Raw genomic sequence first — 16,518 nt, 5'->3', positions numbered from 1 at the left:
AACTTCATCATCGGCTTGCTTTCTCATGAAGCGCCGGGATTGGTGCCGATATGGGTAGTCGCACTTTTAGTCCCCGATTTTTGCATTTTTCCTGAGTCTGAAAAACGCCCACCCCCCAGGGAAATTTTTCCCTACGCGTCGCTGATATTTGGCATACCAAACTATGGCATGCGGGAAACCAGCCTGCATCGGAGCATGGATCAGGAAAGGAGCCGGACGGAAGCGGGCCGAAAATCACCAAGCGGCCCGACGCCAATCGACAGGCCAATCCTAGGGAGGAGTTGGGTATGAGCATCAGCTCGACGAACAGTGCGGCCATCGACGCCGATGGCCAATACGGTGCCGGCGCCGCCGCGGACGGAAGCGCCAAGAAGGTCATCCGGCTGGAAGCCCCCGGCACCGGCTTCATGGACACCTGGAAGGCCATGGGTCCCGGCATCGCCGCGGCCATGACCGGCATCGGCGCCAGCCACATCATGCACGCGCCGACCGCCGGCGCGCTGTACGGCTACGATCTGCTGTGGGTGATCCTGGCCGCCTACATCATCAAATACTGCGCCTTCGAATTCGCCCACCGCTACACGATGGTGAAGGGCGAATCCATCATCAACGCCTACCACCGCGTTGGCACCTGGCCGCTGTGGTTCATGATCTTCCAGGGCTTCGCCAACACCGTGGGCATCGCCGGCCGCGCGCTGGGCTGCGCGGCGCTGATGTGGGCGGCCTTCCCGTTCATGTCGATGCAGCTCTGGGCGGTCGCCATCCTTCTGCTGACCGTCGGAATCCTGTGGATGGGCAGCTACAAGGCGGTCGAGGGCATCTGCAAGATCCTCATCATCGTCTTCGCCGTGTCCTGCTTCGTGGCCTTCGCGCTCCAGGCCCCGCCGCCGGGCGAGTATCTGTCGCGTCTGCTGCCGACCCTGCCGCCGATCGGCTCGATGATGCTGTTCGGGGCCATGTTCGGCTATTTCCCGACCACGCTGGAAGTCGCGCCCATGCAGTCCAACTGGGCCGTGGACAAGAAGGCCGGCATGGTGAAGGTCAACGAGATGCGGGCCCAGGGGCACACCGTGCACATGGACCCGAACTACATGAAGAACAGCCTGATCCTGTTCAAGCGCGACATGAACATCAGCTACATCATCTCGATGCTGTCGGGCATGATCTTCCTGATCGTCGGTGCCGTCGTGCTGCACCCGCAGGGTCTGGTGCCCAAGGGTTCGGAGATGGGCGTGACCATCGCCAGCATCTACACCGACACCTTCGGCGCGTGGATCTTCCCGGTCATCATCGCCGGCGGCGTGGCCGCTCTGTTCTCCACCGTCTTCACCTACTTCGACGGTCAGGCCCGCCTGTTCGAGGAGTGCGTGGTCCGTCTGAAGCGCGACTGGGACACCGCGGCGATCCGCAAGCTGCTGTACCGCGGCATGCAGGTGACGTGGCTGGTCGCCGGCATCGCGGTGGTCTACGGCCTGCCCGAGCCGATCTTCGTGGTCCAGCTCGCCTCCGTCATGGCCCTGGTCTTCTCGCCGGTCCTGTTCTGGCTGACCATCAAGGCGGTCAAGGACAACTTCACGAGCGATTTCGAGCGTGAACTGCTGCCGAGCAAGTTCCAGTTCGGCTGGGCCTGGGCCGGCACGATCAGCCTGATTGGTTTGACGCTCTACGTGCTGATCACGAAGTTCTTCATGTGATGGCGCGCATCTGAGCGGAAACTTCCGGTGGCGCCATGGCGAAGTCGCTGTGGCGCCACAATCTTTTTACAATCTCCGCCAAATCCCGTTTTTCCCGCCAATCAGGAAAGGAACAAAGCGCCATGGATGTTCAGAATCAAGCCGCCGGCCGGCGCCCGGCGTCCTTCATCCGGGACTTCATGAACAGCGAGGCGTCGGGCGGCATCCTGCTGATGGTCGCCGCGGCGCTGGCTCTGGTGGTGGCGAATTCCCCTCTGTCGGGCGCCTATTTCGAAACGCTCCACACCTATGTCCTGGGGCTCAGCATCGGGCATTGGATCAACGACGGCCTGATGGCGATCTTCTTTCTGCTGGTCGGGCTTGAAATCAAGCGGGAGATGCTGGACGGCCAGCTTTCCACATGGTCGTGCCGAATCCTGCCGGGCATCGCGGCAGCGGGCGGCATGCTGGTGCCCGCCCTGGTCTATCTGGCCTTCAACGCCGGCAACCCCGCCACGGTCAACGGCTGGGCCATTCCGGCGGCGACCGACATCGCCTTCGCGCTCGGCGTCCTGTCGCTTCTGGGTCCGCGCGTTCCGATCTCGCTCAAGATCTTCCTCACGGCGCTGGCGATCATCGACGATCTGGGTGCGGTCATCATCATCGCCCTGTTCTACACCGCGGACCTGTCCCTGCCCGCGCTCGGCGTGGCGGCGCTGATCCTGGCGGCGCTGATCGGCCTGAACCGGTTCGGCGTGCGGTCCCTCCTGCCCTATCTGGTGCTGGGCGCCGGGCTGTGGGGAGCGGTTCTGCTGTCGGGCGTGCACGCGACGCTGGCGGGCGTGACCCTGGCGCTGACCATCCCGCTGCGCTCCACCGCCGGCCAGCCGGCGGACGCGCATGCCCCGCTGCTTCGGTTGGAGCACGGCATCCACCCCTGGGTGGCCTTCCTGATCGTCCCGATCTTCGGCTTCGCCAACGCGGGCGTGTCCTTCGCCGGCATGGAAGCCTCGATCCTCACCGGCTCGCTGCCGATGGGCATCGCGCTCGGCCTGTTCCTGGGCAAGATGGTCGGCGTCTTCGGAACCGCCTGGCTGACCATCCGGCTGGGCTACGCGAACATGCCGGCCGGGGCCAACATCGCGCAGCTCTACGGCGTTTCCCTGCTGTGCGGGATTGGCTTCACCATGAGCCTGTTCATCGGAGCGCTGGCCTTCCCCACCTCGCCGGAGCTTGGCGACGCGGTGAAGGTGGGCGTCTTCGCCGGTTCGCTCCTGTCCGCCACAGCGGGCGCCGTGGTCCTGCGGCTGGTGTCGGCGAAGGCCATCGCCCCGGTCCTGCAAACCGCGGAAGCCGACCGCAGCGCGTAAAGCAGCGGTCCATAAAGCGCAGAGACGAAAAGAGGGGGCCTTTCGGCCCCCTCTACTTTTTCAGGTCGGTCGGAACCGCCCGGGATCATTGAAAAGCGCCATGCGATGCGAATCGCCTCTTTCCATTCTACCGGCTAGGCCGGTTTGTCCTGGGAAATCCGATCAATCTGGGTCACGATGTGCGCCGCCAGAGAGAGCGCCTCCCTTGCTTCAGAAACGCTCAGGGCTTCCGACAGCCGGTAGTCCGCGCGAACACGCAGGCCTTTCAAATTCCGAAGGAACTGCGCGATGCGCCTCTGCTTGGGATTCGCCTTGCCGCTGTAATGCCGCTGCAATTGCCAATGGACGCTGGCCTTGCCGTCCTCTCGGTATCCATCCGCCTCGGCTGCGCACCGAGCGTGATGATAGGCCGCGTAATAGGCGCGCGACACCGCGGTGCGCCGACGAACCTCGTCACCATCGTCCATGCCGAAAAGCGCTTGGGCTTCACGCAGCACATCGGCGGGGGTAATCATGCGGCGGCCTCGATCCGGTTAGCGGCCGAACCGCGCACGCATACGGTGACGAAATCCGCCACACGGATCAGTTCATCCGAGTCCAGCCGATCGGCGATGGCGCCTTCAATCTCGAAGCGGGCATCCTGGTCGAGATCGGTGAAATACTCCAGATAGGCGGTCGCCTCACCATCCCCATCTGGAATAATGGTGCCATGAAAATAGCTGGTGTATGGCCCGACGATGGCTTCGGCAATCGCCTGATGGCGCTGAAACGCATCGTTCAGGCCCTCTGCGGACAAGCGACTCCGCCACCGGCGCTGCTCCAAGGTCGCAGCATTGGTGATCCGATCCCAATGGTCCCACACCGAAAGATCGCCGAGACGGAACGCAAGCTCGGCTGCATTCTGCCAAAGGATTCTATCGTTGTGAACGCCTTGGAAACCGGACAAGGAGTTGTACAAATCCAGCATTTCGGGAAGTTTCCCGCAATTCACGAGGAGCCCACCAAGGCTGACCAAATCTTCATACGCTTGTCCATGGCGCATGCCCCATACGGTTTCAACATGCGGCATGGCCTCGCTCTTTCTACCGAGCATGAGAAGCACCCTGGCAAGCCCCATGCGCGCAATGAAATCATTGGGTTTGCGGGCAACCTGTCCACGAAATTTCCAAAGGACACGCTCCACCTGAACCCCGTCGTCACGGCTCAGGTGGTTCAGGCTGTTCCAAAGCTCCACCGCGGCGTTCTGCGGTGCCGGTGCATTCATGGCCGAATCCTCGCGTTCCGCACACTCTAACATCGGGTGAGGAAGCCCGCAAAGCCACCCGCGGAAGGGCAAAAAACAAGGGGGCCTTCCGGCCCCCTCGCACACACCCGGATCAATCAACCGCCCGGGATCAGTCCTTCAGATTGCCGCAGGCGCGCTGGATGCGCTTGCAGGCCTCTTCCAGAGCCTGGGTACTGGTCGCGTAGGAAATGCGGAAGTGCGGGGCGAGGCCGAAGGCCGAACCCTGGACGACCGCGACGCCTTCCGATTCCAGCAGGTAGGTGACGAAATCCTCGTCGGTCTCGATCACCTTGCCGTCCGGGGTCTTCTTGCCGATGGTGCCGGCGCAGGACGGGTAGACGTAGAAGGCGCCTTCCGGCTTCGGGCAGGAGATGCCCTTGGCCTGGTTCAGCATCGACACCACCAGATCGCGGCGCTGGGCGAACACCGCCGCGCGCTCCTTGATGAAGTCCTGCGGACCGTTCAGCGCCTCGACGGCGGCGGCCTGGGCGATCGAGGTCGGGTTGGAGGTCGACTGGCTCTGGATCACGCCCATCGCCTTGATCAGCGCCTTCGGGCCGCCGGCGTAGCCGATGCGCCAGCCGGTCATGGCGTAGGACTTCGACACGCCGTTGACGGTCAGCGTGCGGTCGTACAGCGCCGGCTCGACCTGGGCCGGGGTCACGAACTCGATGCCGTCATAGAGCAGGTGCTCGTACATGTCGTCGGTCATGACCCAGACATGCGGGTGCTTCACCAGCACGTCGGTCAGGGCCTTCATCTCGTCGCGCGTGTAGGCCGCACCCGACGGGTTGGACGGGGAGTTCAGGATCAGCCACTTGGTCTTCGGCGTGATCGCCTTCTCCAGGTCGGCGGGCTGCAGCTTGAAGCCCTGCTCGGCCGGGCAGGAGACGAAGACCGGCGTGCCTTCCGCCAGCTCCACCATGTCCGGGTAGGACACCCAGTAGGGGGCCGGGATGATGACCTCGTCGCCGGGGTTCAGCGTCGCCATCAGGGCGTTGTACAGCACCTGCTTGCCGCCGACGCCGACCGTGATCTGGTCGGGCGCGTAGGTCAGGCCGTTCTCGCGCTCGAACTTGGCGCAGATGGCCTTCTTCAGCGCGGGCGTGCCGTCCACGGCGGTGTATTTGGTGTCGCCGGCCTGGATGGCCTTGATGGCGGCGTCCTTGATGTTGTCGGGGGTGTCGAAGTCCGGCTCGCCGGCGCCGAGGCCGATGACGTCGCGACCGGCCGCCGCAAGCTCGCGGGCTTTCTGGGTGACGGCGATGGTCGGCGAGGGCTTGATGCGCGACAGACGGGACGCGATGATCGACATGGCGTACTGGCCCCTATGACGAAGGTGGCGGAAGGTTGGGGTGAGGAAACTGGTATGTCCGCGCGAACGCGACGCGGGACCTTACTTCCGCCTTATTGCTCTTGCAAGCCGATCACTCCCCGAGCGGGCCGGTTTCCCGGCAGGCGGATGGACCGGCGGCTGGCTGGCTGGCCCGCGGGCCCGGTTGCCGCGCCGCACAGGCCCGGCTTGACAGCCGGCGCAACGAAAGGGGTATGTTACCTCTTTCTAATCAACCCATCTCCGGAGGATCTGCATGCTCACCCGCGTCACGCTGGCCGCCACGGCCGCCCTGCTCCTCATCGGCGGCACGGCCATGGCCCAGGATTCGATCAAGGCGCGCAAGGACGGCTTCGATTCCAGCAAGAAGGCGATGGCCGAGATCAAGGACCTGCTGGGCAGCGACAAGGTCGCCCAGGTCGGCCCGGTCGCCCAGCGCATGGGTGCCTTCGCCGCCCAGATCCCGACCCTGTTCCCGGCGGGCAGCGACAAGGGCGATACCAAGGCCAAGTCCGACATCTGGTCAAACAACGCCGACTTCACCGCCAAGGCCCAGGCCTTCCAGGCCGCCGCCAAGGAACTGGAGACCGCCGCCGCCTCCGGCGACAAGGCCGCCACCGCCAAGCAGTTCGCCGCCGTGGGCGGAGCCTGCAAGGCCTGTCACGATCGCTACCGCGCCGACTGATCCGGCCGATCCATGGAACGCCCCTTCCCCGCCCGGCGCGGGGAAGGCACGCCCGACCTTCCTTCTCAGCCCGCCTGCACCACCGCCGCCACCAGCCCCGCCGCCGCGGCCATCACCGCCAGCGCCAGCGCCGCCGGACGGCGCTTGGGCGGCTCCACCGGCGCATCCGCCGGGATCGTCTTCCGCCCCGTGATCATCGGGCGGATCAGATTGTCACGCTTCACCACCAGATAGGCCAGCACGGCCAGCACATGCACGCCGATCAGGATCAGGATTCCGTCGGCCAGGACACGGTGCAGGGTGCTGAAGCCCGCCACCACGTCCCCCGACGCCTGAGCCACCAACGGCCCGTCGACCAGGATGTCGTCCGAGGTGAAGAGGCCGGCGACCGCCTGGAGCGTCAGCGCCCCCAGAAGCGCCAGCACCATCAGCCCACCCATCGGGTTGTGCCCCAGCACCGGCTTTTCCGCCATGCCCCCGCGTTTGCCGCGAAGCGTCCCGGCGGCGTAGGCCAGGACCGCGCGCGGCCCCTTCACGAAATCGGCGAAGCGCGCCGTCTGGCTGCCGATCAGCCCCCAGACGAGGCGGAACAGCAAAAGCGCCAGGATCGCCTCTCCCGCCAGCATGTGGATGGTCATCCGGTCGGTCTTCGCGGAAACGATCGCGACCGCCACCAGAAGGACCAGCCCCCAATGAAACAGGCGCGTCGGCAAGTCCCAGACGGCCACATCGCACCGGGCTGTCGTGCGATTTGTGGTATTACCAGCAACCATGAATCACCCCTCGCTTCTCCTGTTCTTCCTTGAACTATGCCCCAAGGCGGTGCCTTTTGCCCGCATTTCCGAAAAAAAGTGGCAATCGGGGGGAGCCACAGCGTCACAGCACTGTCATTCCACTTGAAGAAGCAGGGGGACGGCGGATATGAGTTTCCTCAAATCCAGCCCAACAAGGATGCCCGCGTCATGCCCGACAAGCAGCTTCTCCACCTCGTGTTCGGCGGTGAACTCGTCCGCCCCGATTCCGACCAGTTCGTGGACCCAACGAAGGTCCACATCGTGGGCATCTTCCCCAGCTACGACGATGCGTACAAGGCGTGGCGCGGCGCCACCGGTGCGACGATCGACGACGCGCACACCCGTTACTTCATCGTGCACCTGCACCGTCTGCTGGACCCGTCGGTGGACGGCCACAAGCACGACTGACGGCTTGCCACGATTGACGGCTTGCCACGATTGACGGCCTGCGGCACCGGCGGCGCGGGGAACCCTGCGCGCCGCCGGTGCGTTGAGGACCCCCGATGGCGGTCTTCTTCACCAGCGACACCCATTTCGGCCACGCCGGCGCGCTCAGCCGCTTCCGCCGCCCCTTCGCGTCGGTGACGGACATGGACGCGGCCATGGCGGCCAATTGGAACGCCACGGTCGGTCCGGACGACGACGTCTGGCATCTGGGTGACTTCGCCCTGCACCGCAAGCCGGACGAGATGGCGGCGCTCCTGGAACGCCTGCACGGCACCAAGCACCTCATCACCGGCAACAACGACGGCCCCGCCACCCGGACCCTGCCCGGCTGGGCGAGCGTTCAGGACTACGCGGAGCTTCTTCTGGGCGAGCGGCGGCTGGTCCTCTGCCACTACGCCTTCCGCACCTGGAACGGCATGTACAAGGGCGCCCTGAACCTGCACGGTCACAGCCACGGGCAATTGAAGGGCATGACCCGGCAATTCGACGTGGGGGTGGATGTGTGGAATTTCCGCCCGGTCACCGTCGATGAGATTCTTGCCTCACGGCAACGGACGAAGAAACGGTAATAGTCCACGCGACACCCGCCGCGGCTTCCAGCAAGGGAAGGCCGATACAGTGGGAATGGCGTGGATATAACTGATCAGTTTCGAAGAACCGGCTTGGTCTTATCGACCGGCTCCACTCAGCGGCTTGCTAAGAAAAACTGGCGGAGGGAGAGGGATTCGAACCCTCGATACCCTTTTGGGGTATACACACTTTCCAGGCGTGCGCCTTCGACCACTCGGCCACCCCTCCGCAGAGGCCGCGTTTATATCCAGACCGAAGGCGGTGCGCAAGCCCCTGAAATCACTTTTTCGGAAAAATCTTGCACCGCCTTCGGGATGATCCGCATTGCGGATCAAAGTATCCTTTCTCAGCCGCCCCTCGCCTCAACCGAGGTCGCGGATCAGATCGCTCACCGTGCGGCACAGCAGGTCGATGTCCTGGTCGCGGGACAGGCGGTGGTCGCCGTCCTTGATCAGCGTGACCCGCACATCCGCTCCGGTCAGCTTTTCGGCCAGGGTCAGGCTGACCTGCCAGGGCACGTCGGGGTCGGCCATGCCGTGCAGAAGGCGCACCGGCTTGTCGAAGGCGATGGGCCCGCGCATCAGCAGGTGGTTGCGCCCGTCCTCGATCAGCGCGCGGGTGATCGGCTGCGGCTCCGGCCCATAGCCGGACGGGCGCAGCCAGCGGCCCGTTTCCAGGATCTCGCGGCGGACGGACTCGTCGAAGAGGTCCCACATCAGGTCTTCGGTGAAGTCCGGGGCGGCGGCGATGCCGACCAGACCGGCCACCCGCTCCGGACGGCGCAGCGCGGTCAGAAGCATCATCCAGCCGCCCATGGAGGAGCCGACGAGGACCTGCGGCCCCACCGTCACGCGGTCCAGAACGGCCAGCGCGTCGTCGGCCCACAGCCCGATGGTGCCCTCGTCGAACCGCCCGCTGGAGGCGCCGTGGCCCTGATAGTCGAAGCGGGTGAAGGACACCCCCTCGCGCTCCGCCCACGCCTCCAGGGCCAGCGCCTTGGTGCCGGTCATGTCCGACATGAAGCCGCCCAGGAACATCACGCCGGGGGCCAGACCTTCCGGGTCGCGGCCCGGGGTGTGACGATAGGCTATGGTCGCGGCGCCGCGCTTCAGGCTATGGTGCGCGCCGCCCGGCGACGGGACGGGGCCGGCTGCGGGTTCGGTCATGATCGGACACCTCTGTGGGCCAGGACTTTAGGAATCTGTGACTATGGACGTCGAATCCCAGCTTAGCACCGGCGAGGCACCGCGCAACCCGGCCAGCGCCTTCGCGGAGGGCGGGCGCCGGCCCGTCGTTCTCCAGGTGCTGCCGGCGCTGGTCACCGGCGGGGCGGAGCGCGGCTGCATCGACGTGGCGCTGGCGCTGGCCCAGGCCGGGGCGCTGCCGCTGGTGGCGTCGGAGGGCGGGCCGATGGCGGCGGAGCTGGACCGCGCCGGCATCCGCCACATCACCCTGCCGCTGGCCTCCAAGAACCCGCTGGTCATCCGCCGCAACGCGCGCAAGCTGGAGGCGATCATCCGGGAGAATGGCGTGGACATCGTGCACGCCCGCTCCCGCGCCCCGGCCTGGAGCGCGTGGCTGGCCTGCCGCGCCACCGGGGCGCGCTACATGACCACCTTCCACGCCCCTTACAATTACAAGAACGGGCTGAAGCGCTGGTACAATTCGGTGATGGCGCGGGGCGAGCGGATCATCGCGATCTCCGGCTTCATCCGCGGCCACATCCTGGAGAATTACGCGGTCGATCCGGCGATCATCCGCACCATCCACCGCGGCATCGATCCGATGTCCTTCGCGCCGGAACGGGTCAGCTCCGCCCGCATGATCCAGCTCGCCCAGAAATGGCGGCTGCCCGACGACAAGCCGGTGATCCTGCTGCCCGGCCGCCTGACCCGATGGAAGGGCCAGACCGTGCTGATCGACGCGCTGGCGAAGCTGGGCCGCAAGGATGTCTGCGCGCTTCTCGTCGGGTCGGACCAGGGCCGCACCGGCTACCGGCAGGAGCTGGAGGAGCAGGCGCGCCGCGCCGGTCTGGAAGGCGTCGTGACGATGACCGACCACTGCAACGACATGGCCGCCGCCTACCGGCTGTCCACCGTCGTCGTCTCCGCCTCGCAGGAGCCGGAAGCCTTCGGGCGCGTGATCGTGGAGGCGCAGGCCATGGGCCGTCCCGTGATCGTCTCGGCCATCGGCGCCTATCAGGAGACGGTGATTCCCGGCGAGACCGCCTGGGTGGTGCCGCCCGCCGATCCCGACGCGCTGGCCAAGGCGCTGGACGAGGCGCTGTCCCTCACGCCGGAGCAGCGCGACGCCATCGGCGCCCGCGCCCGCGCCTTCGTTACCGAGCGCTACACCAAACAGCGCATGTGCGCCGACACGCTCGCCGTCTATGCGGAGCTTCTGGCCGAGCCGAAGCGCCCCCCGCAGGGCCGCTGAGCCGCCGTTCCTTCCCGCCCGTCACACCACCGGACATCATGACCGACATCGTCCAGCTTTCCGGCATCGCCCCCGTCATCGACCGTTACGACGGAGTCATCCTCGACCTGTGGGGCGTCCTGCACGATGGCGAGCAGCCCTATCCCGGCGTTCCCGAGTGCCTGGACCGGCTGCGCGAGGCGGGCAAGGTGATCTGCCTGCTGTCCAACGCGCCGCGCCGCACCGGAGGCGTCATCGCCAAGCTGGAGGGCATGGGCATCGGGCGCGAACGCTACGACCATGTCATGACCTCCGGCGAGGCGGCCTACGACGCGCTGCGGGACCGCGACGACCCGTGGCACGCCGCCCTGGGACGCCGGCTGTACCACATCGGCCCGGACCGCGACGTGGACGTGTTCCAGGGGCTGGACTACACGGTCGTGCCGACGCCCGACGAGGCCGACTTCGTCGTCAACACCGGCATCGTGGACTTCGGCGAGCCGCTGTCGGCCTATGAGCCGGCGCTGGAGGCCTGCCGCCGCCGGAAACTGCCGATGATCTGCGCGAACCCCGATCTGATCGTGATGGTCGGCCCCGACATGGTCATCTGCGCCGGCACGCTGGCCCAACGCTACGAGGAGATGGGCGGCGACGTGTTCTGGCATGGCAAGCCGCACGCCCCGGTCTATGACCGCTGCCTGTCGCTGATGGGCGTCGCGGACAAGCGGCGCATCCTGGCCGTGGGCGACAGCCTGCGCACCGACGTGGCCGGGGCGAACGCCGCCGGGATCGACGTGGCGCTGGTCACCTTCGGCATCCACCGGGAGGAGCTGGGCGGCGCCTGGGGCGAATCCGTCGATCCGGTCAAGCTGGCCGCCGCCGCGCAGGCCGCCGGGCACCGCCCGACCTACGGGCTGCCCAGCCTGCGCTGGTAGGGCGGAGCCGGGCGCGCCCGTTCCCCCTTTTCAGTCGAAGGGGGGAATGGCGTCGTCCATGGCCTTCCGCAGAATGCTGGACGGCCCGTCTTCGGAGAAGCCCCGGATACCGATGGCGTTGCGGAAATAGCTGACGATGAAGACGCGGATGGAGGCGGTCAGGTTCGCCTCCCCGCGCCTTTCGTCGATCTGCGTGCAGATGTCGTTCAGGGTCAGGCCCTCGCGCTCGCAGATTTCCTTCAAGGAGTCCCAAATGTACGGCTCCATCCGAAGACTGGTGCGTCGGCCCGAAACCTTGACGTTGCGACAGACCAGGACCGGCCCTTCCTTGTTCCCCTGTCTGCCCGCCATATCGATGCCCTTGATCCCCTGCCGTTGCGGAAATGCGTTCGCGTTCCCGGCGAACATACATTCACTTGTATGAGGATATTGCAAGCGGCGTGTGCGCACAAAGCCAATCTCGACCGAGGGTCGCGATCCCGTACAACCGCTTCCTGTTCCCGCCGCCGCACGGCTTCGGTCCGGGCAAAAGCCGCTTCCTTTCGCGGACGGCTTCGCTATACCAGTGGGTCGATCGACCGACACAAGCTGTAGTGGTCACTTCCGGCGGGGAACGAGAGATGGTGCGACCGGCGGCGTTGGGAATCGCGGTGACGCTGATGGCCGGGCTGCTCCCCGTCCTGCCGGCGCGCGCGTCCGACCTGCCCATCAACCGCATCCGCGCCGAGGTGTCGCGCCTCGTCCCGCCCCCCTGGTCCGTCGAGGAGGTGACGGCGGAGCCGGCTCCAGCCCCGGCGCCCGCCCCGGCGCCCGATGGACGAACCGCCGCGAAGGGCGCCGATTCGCGGACCATGGTCCGAATCGGGGTAAGACTGCGGCTGGCCAAGCCCACCTATTCGGTCGAAAGCCGGGACGGGGCCGTGACCTTCATCCGCCCCGTCGCCGACGCCGGGCTGGAGAAGACGCTGGCCGCCAAGGCGCTCGCCACGCTCGGCCCCAACGGGTGGAGCGCGCGCATCGAGTTGCGGAATCCGGAGGTGCTGGAGGGCATCGGCCAGCCGTTGGAGGAGCTTCCGGGCCGCCCGGTCCTGGTCGGCTCCGCCGAGGCCAACCGCCTGCGCGACCAGATCGCCCGCGAGGCCGAGGCCCGCGCCGCCGAAGAGGATGCCCGCCGCCGCCGCGAGGAGGACCTGCTCGCCCGGCAGGCTGCCGCCGCCAAGGCGGAGGAGGAGCGCGCCGCGGCCGAGCGGCGGCAGGCGGACGCCCGTGCGGCGCGGATCGCCGATCTGCGCGCCCGGATGCTGGGCGCCGACCGCCCGGCGCGGATCGCCGCCTATGAAGCGGCGCTGGGCGGCAACGACCCGGCGCTGCGCCAGATCGCCGTCGAGGCGGCGCTGCAAAGCCGCGACCCGGTGCTGGGCAATCTGGCGCTGAAGGATTGGATCGCCCGGCGCAAGGCCGTTCCGGTGCAGCTCTACGCGACGAAGGAGGACCCGCACTCCGAAACGGTGTTGAACAATCTGGGTCCGCTGACGCTGGAGATCGATTCCTTCAACCCGGTCAACGGCGCTCTGGCCGGACGGCTGGGGGCACCCGGCTACAGCATCGCCAAGCCCTCCGCCTCCATCGGCGCATTGGCGCAGACGACCCTGACGGTGAACGCCTATGGCTGCGCCCTGTCGCTGCGCCTGACCGAGCAGCAGACCATGGACGGGCTGTTCCGCTGCCAGACCCTGCCCGCCCTCATCGCCCGCGTCGTCGTGGATTGAGGCGGCGGATGCGGCGGCTCGCCCTTTCTGTCCTTCTCGGTCTGCTGGTTCTGCCGGACAACTCGTCGGCGCGGGCGGACGAGGCGGAACCGACCTTCACGCCACGCCCGCCGCCGACCGCCCTGCTGCCCCGGCTGACACCGCTGGGCCGGACGGGAAAGGGCGCCCCGCAAGCCCAGGCGCCGCTGCTGCCTCTGCCGGCGCTGGCCACCCCCACGCCCGCGACGCCCGAGCAGGCCGCCGCTCCCAAGGACGAACCTCCGCCCTCCACAGCCACGGACGCCGCGGCCCCTCCCCTGCCCGTCCGCAAGCCGGATGCCCCCGCGCCCGTGGCCGCCGCGGAAAGCCCGCCCGCCAATCGTTTCAAGGGCGGCTATGCCAAGGCGTCGAAGGAAGACCGGGGTTGCGCCCTGCCCGACCACATCGCGGAGGAGCGCAGCGCCGAGACGCGCCGCCCGACCATCGCCACGGGCACGCGGGTGCGGGTCCTCGCCGCCGCGAACCTGCGCGTCGCTCCCTACTGCGACGCCAAGGTGAAGGATGTGCTGGAGAGAGGGGAGACGGTCACGGTGATGGGCGCCTTCGGGTCCTGGTACGAGGTCGGGCGCAACGGACGGTCGCTGGGCTTCGTCGGGGCGTCGCTGCTCAGGGGGACCAAGGGCCGCTAACCCTTCAGCCGTGCCGCCTCGACCATGAAGCGGCGCCAGATTTCCGCCGGAACGGAGCCGCCGGTGACGCCTTTCATGGGTGTGTTTCCGTCGTTCCCGACCCAAACCCCCACCGTCAGACCGCGTCCGGCCACGCCGTCCGCGAAGCCGATGAACCAGGCATCCCGGTAGTCGTTGGTGGTGCCGGTCTTGCCGCCCGCCCCTTGCTTGGCGAGGGCCGCGGGCAGGCGGGCGGTCTTGCCGGTGCCCTCCCGCATCACGCCGCCCAACATGGATTTCAGGGTGGCGGCGGTCCGCGGGTCGATCACCCGTTCCGGCTTCCCTGGGGTGTAGCGGTAGATGGTTCGCCCGGCGGGGTCGCCGATGCGCTGGAACAGGTGACCGTCGACCTTGTTGCCGCCGTTGGCGACCACCGCATAGGCCTGGGTGATCTCCAGCAGCGACACCTCGCTGACCCCAAGCGCAAGCCCGAGGTCGGGCTCCAGCGGCGATTCGACTCCCAGGCGGCGGGCGGCGGCGGCGATCTCCTCCGCATGGCCGCGGGTCAGCCGGGCCGACGCCGTGTTCGTCGAGTGGGCGAAGGCTTCGGCCAGCGTTTCCGACGGCGGATAGCGGTTGTCGAAGTTGCGGATGGCCCGCCCGTCCGTGAATTCCATGCGGGAGCCGTCCACGCGGGAGTCCGGCGTCATCCCCCGTTCCAGCGCCGCCAGGAACACGAACAGCTTGAAGGCCGAACCGGGCTGGCGGCGGGCCTGGATGGCGCGGTTGAAGTGGTCCCGCCGGGCCGCGGCGTCGCGCCCGCCGATCATCGCCAGGATTTCCCCGTCGCCGTCGAGCGCAACCAGCGCGACCTCCGCGTCCCCCAGGGTCTTGGCGTGGCGTTTCAGGGTGGTTTCCACGCTGCGCAGGGCGGCGGCCTGGAGATCGCGGTCGAGCGTGGTCCGCGCGGTGAAGGTGGGGCCGGGCATGGCGGAACCCCGGTAGCGGTCGGCGGCGAAGCGGTCGAACCGGGCCTTCGCCGTCCCGCGGAAATGGCCGGTGGACAGCACCGCCGCCTTGTTCGCCGCGGCCAGCATCGGGCGCTGGCGCTTGGTCTGCTCCGCCGTGCGCTTGGTGATGAATCCCGCGTCGGCCATGGCGTCCAGCACCAGGGCGGCCTTCGCCTCCGCCTTCTCCAGATCGGCGAAGGGGTTCAGGCGGGAGGGGGCGGGCAGCGACCCGATGAGCATCGCCGACTCCTTCAGCGACAGCTTTCCCGCCGGCTTGCCGAAGAAGACGCGGGCGGCGGCGTCCACCCCGTACGCGCCGAAACCGAAATAGGCGCGGTTCAGGTACAGGTACAGGACGTTCTTCTTGCCCAGCTTTTCCTCGAAGTCGCTGGCGCTGTACAGCTCGTACGCCTTGCGGGACCAGCGGTTGTAGCGGTTCAGGAAGATGAGCTTCATCGTCTGCTGGGTCAGCGTGCTGCCGCCCTGGCTGAAGCTGCCGGAGGTCACCGCCACGGCCAGCGCGCGGGCCAACCCTTGGAAATCGATGCCGTCATGCTCCAGATAGCGCCGGTCCTCCTTGGCGATCAGCGCCTGGATCAGATGCTTCGGCAGGGCCTCCAGCGTCAGCGTCTCGCCGTACGTCTCGCCGATGGCCCCGATGAAGCGCCCCTGCCGGTCGAGGAAGCGTACGCCGTGGCCGCGGTTGTACGCCAGCACGTCGTTCACCGTGGGGAAGTCCTCCCCGAACAGTTCCAACGCCTGCGCGGAAGGCGCGGCGGGGGCGACGGCCAGCAGCGGCAGCGCGAGCGTCAGGGCAAGGGCGGCGCGGCGGAACAGGGATGGTCGGGGCATAGGCCGGACGTTGGAGGCGGAACGAGCCTCACGTCGGCGCACCGCCCGCCTTTCACAATGCCGTTACCCCGTAATTGCGGAGGCGCGACGGCACCCCCGCCCAACAAAAAAGCCCGCCGGAACCGGCGGGCCTTTTTTGAAACGCGTGTGCTCTGCGGACGGCGGTATGGCCTTCCGCGCCGGAGGGTCACCTCGGCGCGAGGACCATCACCATCTGGCGGCCTTCGAGCTTCGGCATCTGCTCGACCTTCGCCAGTTCATCCAACTCGTCGCGCACGCGGACCAGCACGTTCATGCCAAGATCCTGGTGCGCCATCTCGCGCCCGCGGAAGCGCATGGTCACCTTGACCTTGTCGCCTTCCTCAAGGAAGCGGCGGGCCGAGCGCATCTTCACGTCGTAGTCGTTGTCATCGATGTTGGGACGGAGCTTGATCTCCTTCACCTCGATGATCTTCTGCTTCTTGCGGGCCTCGGCGGCCTTCTTCTGCGCCTCGTACTTGTACTTGCCATAGTCGAGGATTTTGCAGACAGGAGGCTCGGCCTGCGGGGCGATCTCGACGAGGTCGAGACCCGCATCTTCGGCGGCCAGAAGCGCATCGCGCAACGAAACGACGCCCACCATCTCGCCATCGGCGCCGACGAGACGGACGGAGCGAGCCGTGATCTCCCGGTTCACCCGCGGTCCATCGCGGGTCGGAGCGGCTTCGGACGGTATCCTGGCTATGGACGCTTC

General features: G+C 67.2%; 17 protein-coding genes and 1 tRNA gene. 9 read left to right on the top strand and 9 right to left on the bottom strand.

The features are described 5' to 3' along the window. Positions 1 to 287 precede the first annotated feature (287 nt). Both DS843_RS13590 and nhaA read left to right on the top strand, forming a co-directional pair. On the top strand, positions 288 to 1,694 hold the full coding sequence (locus DS843_RS13590) for an Nramp family divalent metal transporter (protein WP_149469427.1): 1,407 nt from the start codon (positions 288 to 290) through the stop codon (positions 1,692 to 1,694). A gap of 122 nt (positions 1,695 to 1,816) precedes the next feature. Then, complete coding sequence (nhaA, locus tag DS843_RS13585; RefSeq protein ID WP_149469426.1) at positions 1,817 to 3,043, top strand: Na+/H+ antiporter NhaA; 1,227 nt, start codon at positions 1,817 to 1,819, stop codon at positions 3,041 to 3,043. 134 nt (positions 3,044 to 3,177) lie between these two features. Here nhaA and DS843_RS13580 read toward each other — a convergent pair whose 3' ends face one another. The 3 genes from DS843_RS13580 to DS843_RS13570 form a co-directional block, all read right to left on the bottom strand. Continuing rightward, positions 3,178 to 3,558 (bottom strand): HEPN domain-containing protein, encoded by a 381-nt coding sequence (locus DS843_RS13580; RefSeq protein ID WP_149469425.1) that lies wholly within the window; start codon positions 3,556 to 3,558, stop codon positions 3,178 to 3,180. Continuing rightward, positions 3,555 to 4,307, bottom strand: coding sequence for a hypothetical protein (locus DS843_RS13575; RefSeq protein ID WP_149469424.1), 753 nt, complete (start codon positions 4,305 to 4,307; stop codon positions 3,555 to 3,557). The genes DS843_RS13580 and DS843_RS13575 overlap by 4 nt, the downstream gene beginning before the upstream one ends. A gap of 130 nt (positions 4,308 to 4,437) precedes the next feature. Then, a complete protein-coding gene (locus tag DS843_RS13570) occupies positions 4,438 to 5,643 on the bottom strand; it encodes a pyridoxal phosphate-dependent aminotransferase (protein WP_149469423.1) in 1,206 nt (401 codons plus the stop codon). Positions 5,644 to 5,917: 274 nt separating this feature from the next. Between DS843_RS13570 and DS843_RS13565 the strand changes: the two genes are divergently transcribed. Next, entirely contained in the window at positions 5,918 to 6,346 is a 429-nt protein-coding gene (locus DS843_RS13565) for a c-type cytochrome (RefSeq protein WP_149469422.1), read from the top strand. A 65-nt stretch (positions 6,347 to 6,411) separates the two neighbouring features. Here DS843_RS13565 and DS843_RS13560 read toward each other — a convergent pair whose 3' ends face one another. Next, positions 6,412 to 7,059 carry a cytochrome b/b6 domain-containing protein gene (locus DS843_RS13560; protein ID WP_286192083.1) on the bottom strand — a complete coding sequence of 216 codons (648 nt, stop codon included), beginning with the start codon at positions 7,057 to 7,059 and terminating at the stop codon, positions 6,412 to 6,414. A gap of 249 nt (positions 7,060 to 7,308) precedes the next feature. Between DS843_RS13560 and DS843_RS13555 the strand changes: the two genes are divergently transcribed. Then, the gene (locus tag DS843_RS13555; RefSeq protein ID WP_149469420.1) at positions 7,309 to 7,548 is read left to right on the top strand and encodes a DUF4170 domain-containing protein; all 240 of its coding nucleotides are present in this window, start codon (positions 7,309 to 7,311) and stop codon (positions 7,546 to 7,548) included. A gap of 95 nt (positions 7,549 to 7,643) precedes the next feature. Further along, on the top strand, positions 7,644 to 8,156 hold the full coding sequence (locus tag DS843_RS13550; RefSeq protein ID WP_149469419.1) for a metallophosphoesterase family protein: 513 nt from the start codon (positions 7,644 to 7,646) through the stop codon (positions 8,154 to 8,156). A 138-nt stretch (positions 8,157 to 8,294) separates the two neighbouring features. On the opposite strand, the gene DS843_RS13545 is transcribed toward DS843_RS13550, so the two are convergent. Next, positions 8,295 to 8,385 (bottom strand) — tRNA-Ser (locus tag DS843_RS13545). A 134-nt stretch (positions 8,386 to 8,519) separates the two neighbouring features. Continuing rightward, positions 8,520 to 9,323, bottom strand: coding sequence for an alpha/beta hydrolase (locus DS843_RS13540; protein ID WP_149469418.1), 804 nt, complete (start codon positions 9,321 to 9,323; stop codon positions 8,520 to 8,522). A 43-nt stretch (positions 9,324 to 9,366) separates the two neighbouring features. Here DS843_RS13540 and DS843_RS13535 point away from each other — a divergent pair, with 43 nt between their 5' ends. Continuing rightward, positions 9,367 to 10,593: a glycosyltransferase family 4 protein gene (locus tag DS843_RS13535; RefSeq protein ID WP_149469417.1), complete on the top strand. Its 1,227-nt coding sequence runs from the start codon at positions 9,367 to 9,369 to the stop codon at positions 10,591 to 10,593. Between the two features lie 38 nt (positions 10,594 to 10,631). Next, the gene (locus DS843_RS13530; RefSeq protein ID WP_149469416.1) at positions 10,632 to 11,507 is read left to right on the top strand and encodes a TIGR01459 family HAD-type hydrolase; all 876 of its coding nucleotides are present in this window, start codon (positions 10,632 to 10,634) and stop codon (positions 11,505 to 11,507) included. Between the two features lie 30 nt (positions 11,508 to 11,537). Here DS843_RS13530 and DS843_RS13525 read toward each other — a convergent pair whose 3' ends face one another. Further along, a complete protein-coding gene (locus tag DS843_RS13525) occupies positions 11,538 to 11,858 on the bottom strand; it encodes a ribbon-helix-helix domain-containing protein (protein ID WP_149469415.1) in 321 nt (106 codons plus the stop codon). Positions 11,859 to 12,127: 269 nt separating this feature from the next. On the opposite strand from DS843_RS13525, the gene DS843_RS13520 reads away from it, so the two are divergent. Together DS843_RS13520 and DS843_RS13515 are read left to right on the top strand one after the other, a co-directional pair. Then, positions 12,128 to 13,276: a hypothetical protein gene (locus tag DS843_RS13520; RefSeq protein ID WP_149469414.1), complete on the top strand. Its 1,149-nt coding sequence runs from the start codon at positions 12,128 to 12,130 to the stop codon at positions 13,274 to 13,276. An 8-nt stretch (positions 13,277 to 13,284) separates the two neighbouring features. Beyond that, positions 13,285 to 13,944 (top strand): SH3 domain-containing protein, encoded by a 660-nt coding sequence (locus tag DS843_RS13515; RefSeq protein ID WP_149469413.1) that lies wholly within the window; start codon positions 13,285 to 13,287, stop codon positions 13,942 to 13,944. Here the strand turns inward: DS843_RS13515 and DS843_RS13510 are convergent. Both DS843_RS13510 and infC read right to left on the bottom strand, forming a co-directional pair. Beyond that, a complete protein-coding gene (locus DS843_RS13510) occupies positions 13,941 to 15,785 on the bottom strand; it encodes a transglycosylase domain-containing protein (RefSeq protein WP_149469412.1) in 1,845 nt (614 codons plus the stop codon). The genes DS843_RS13515 and DS843_RS13510 overlap by 4 nt on opposite strands. A gap of 187 nt (positions 15,786 to 15,972) precedes the next feature. Continuing rightward, on the bottom strand, positions 15,973 to 16,461 hold the full coding sequence (gene infC, locus DS843_RS13505; RefSeq protein WP_475849127.1) for a translation initiation factor IF-3: 489 nt from the start codon (positions 16,459 to 16,461) through the stop codon (positions 15,973 to 15,975). Positions 16,462 to 16,518 lie beyond the last annotated feature (57 nt).

Source organism: Roseomonas genomospecies 6, from assembly GCF_008365375.1.
Lineage (GTDB): Bacteria > Pseudomonadota > Alphaproteobacteria > Azospirillales > Azospirillaceae > Azospirillum.
This window is presented reverse-complemented; position numbering and strand designations above follow the sequence as displayed.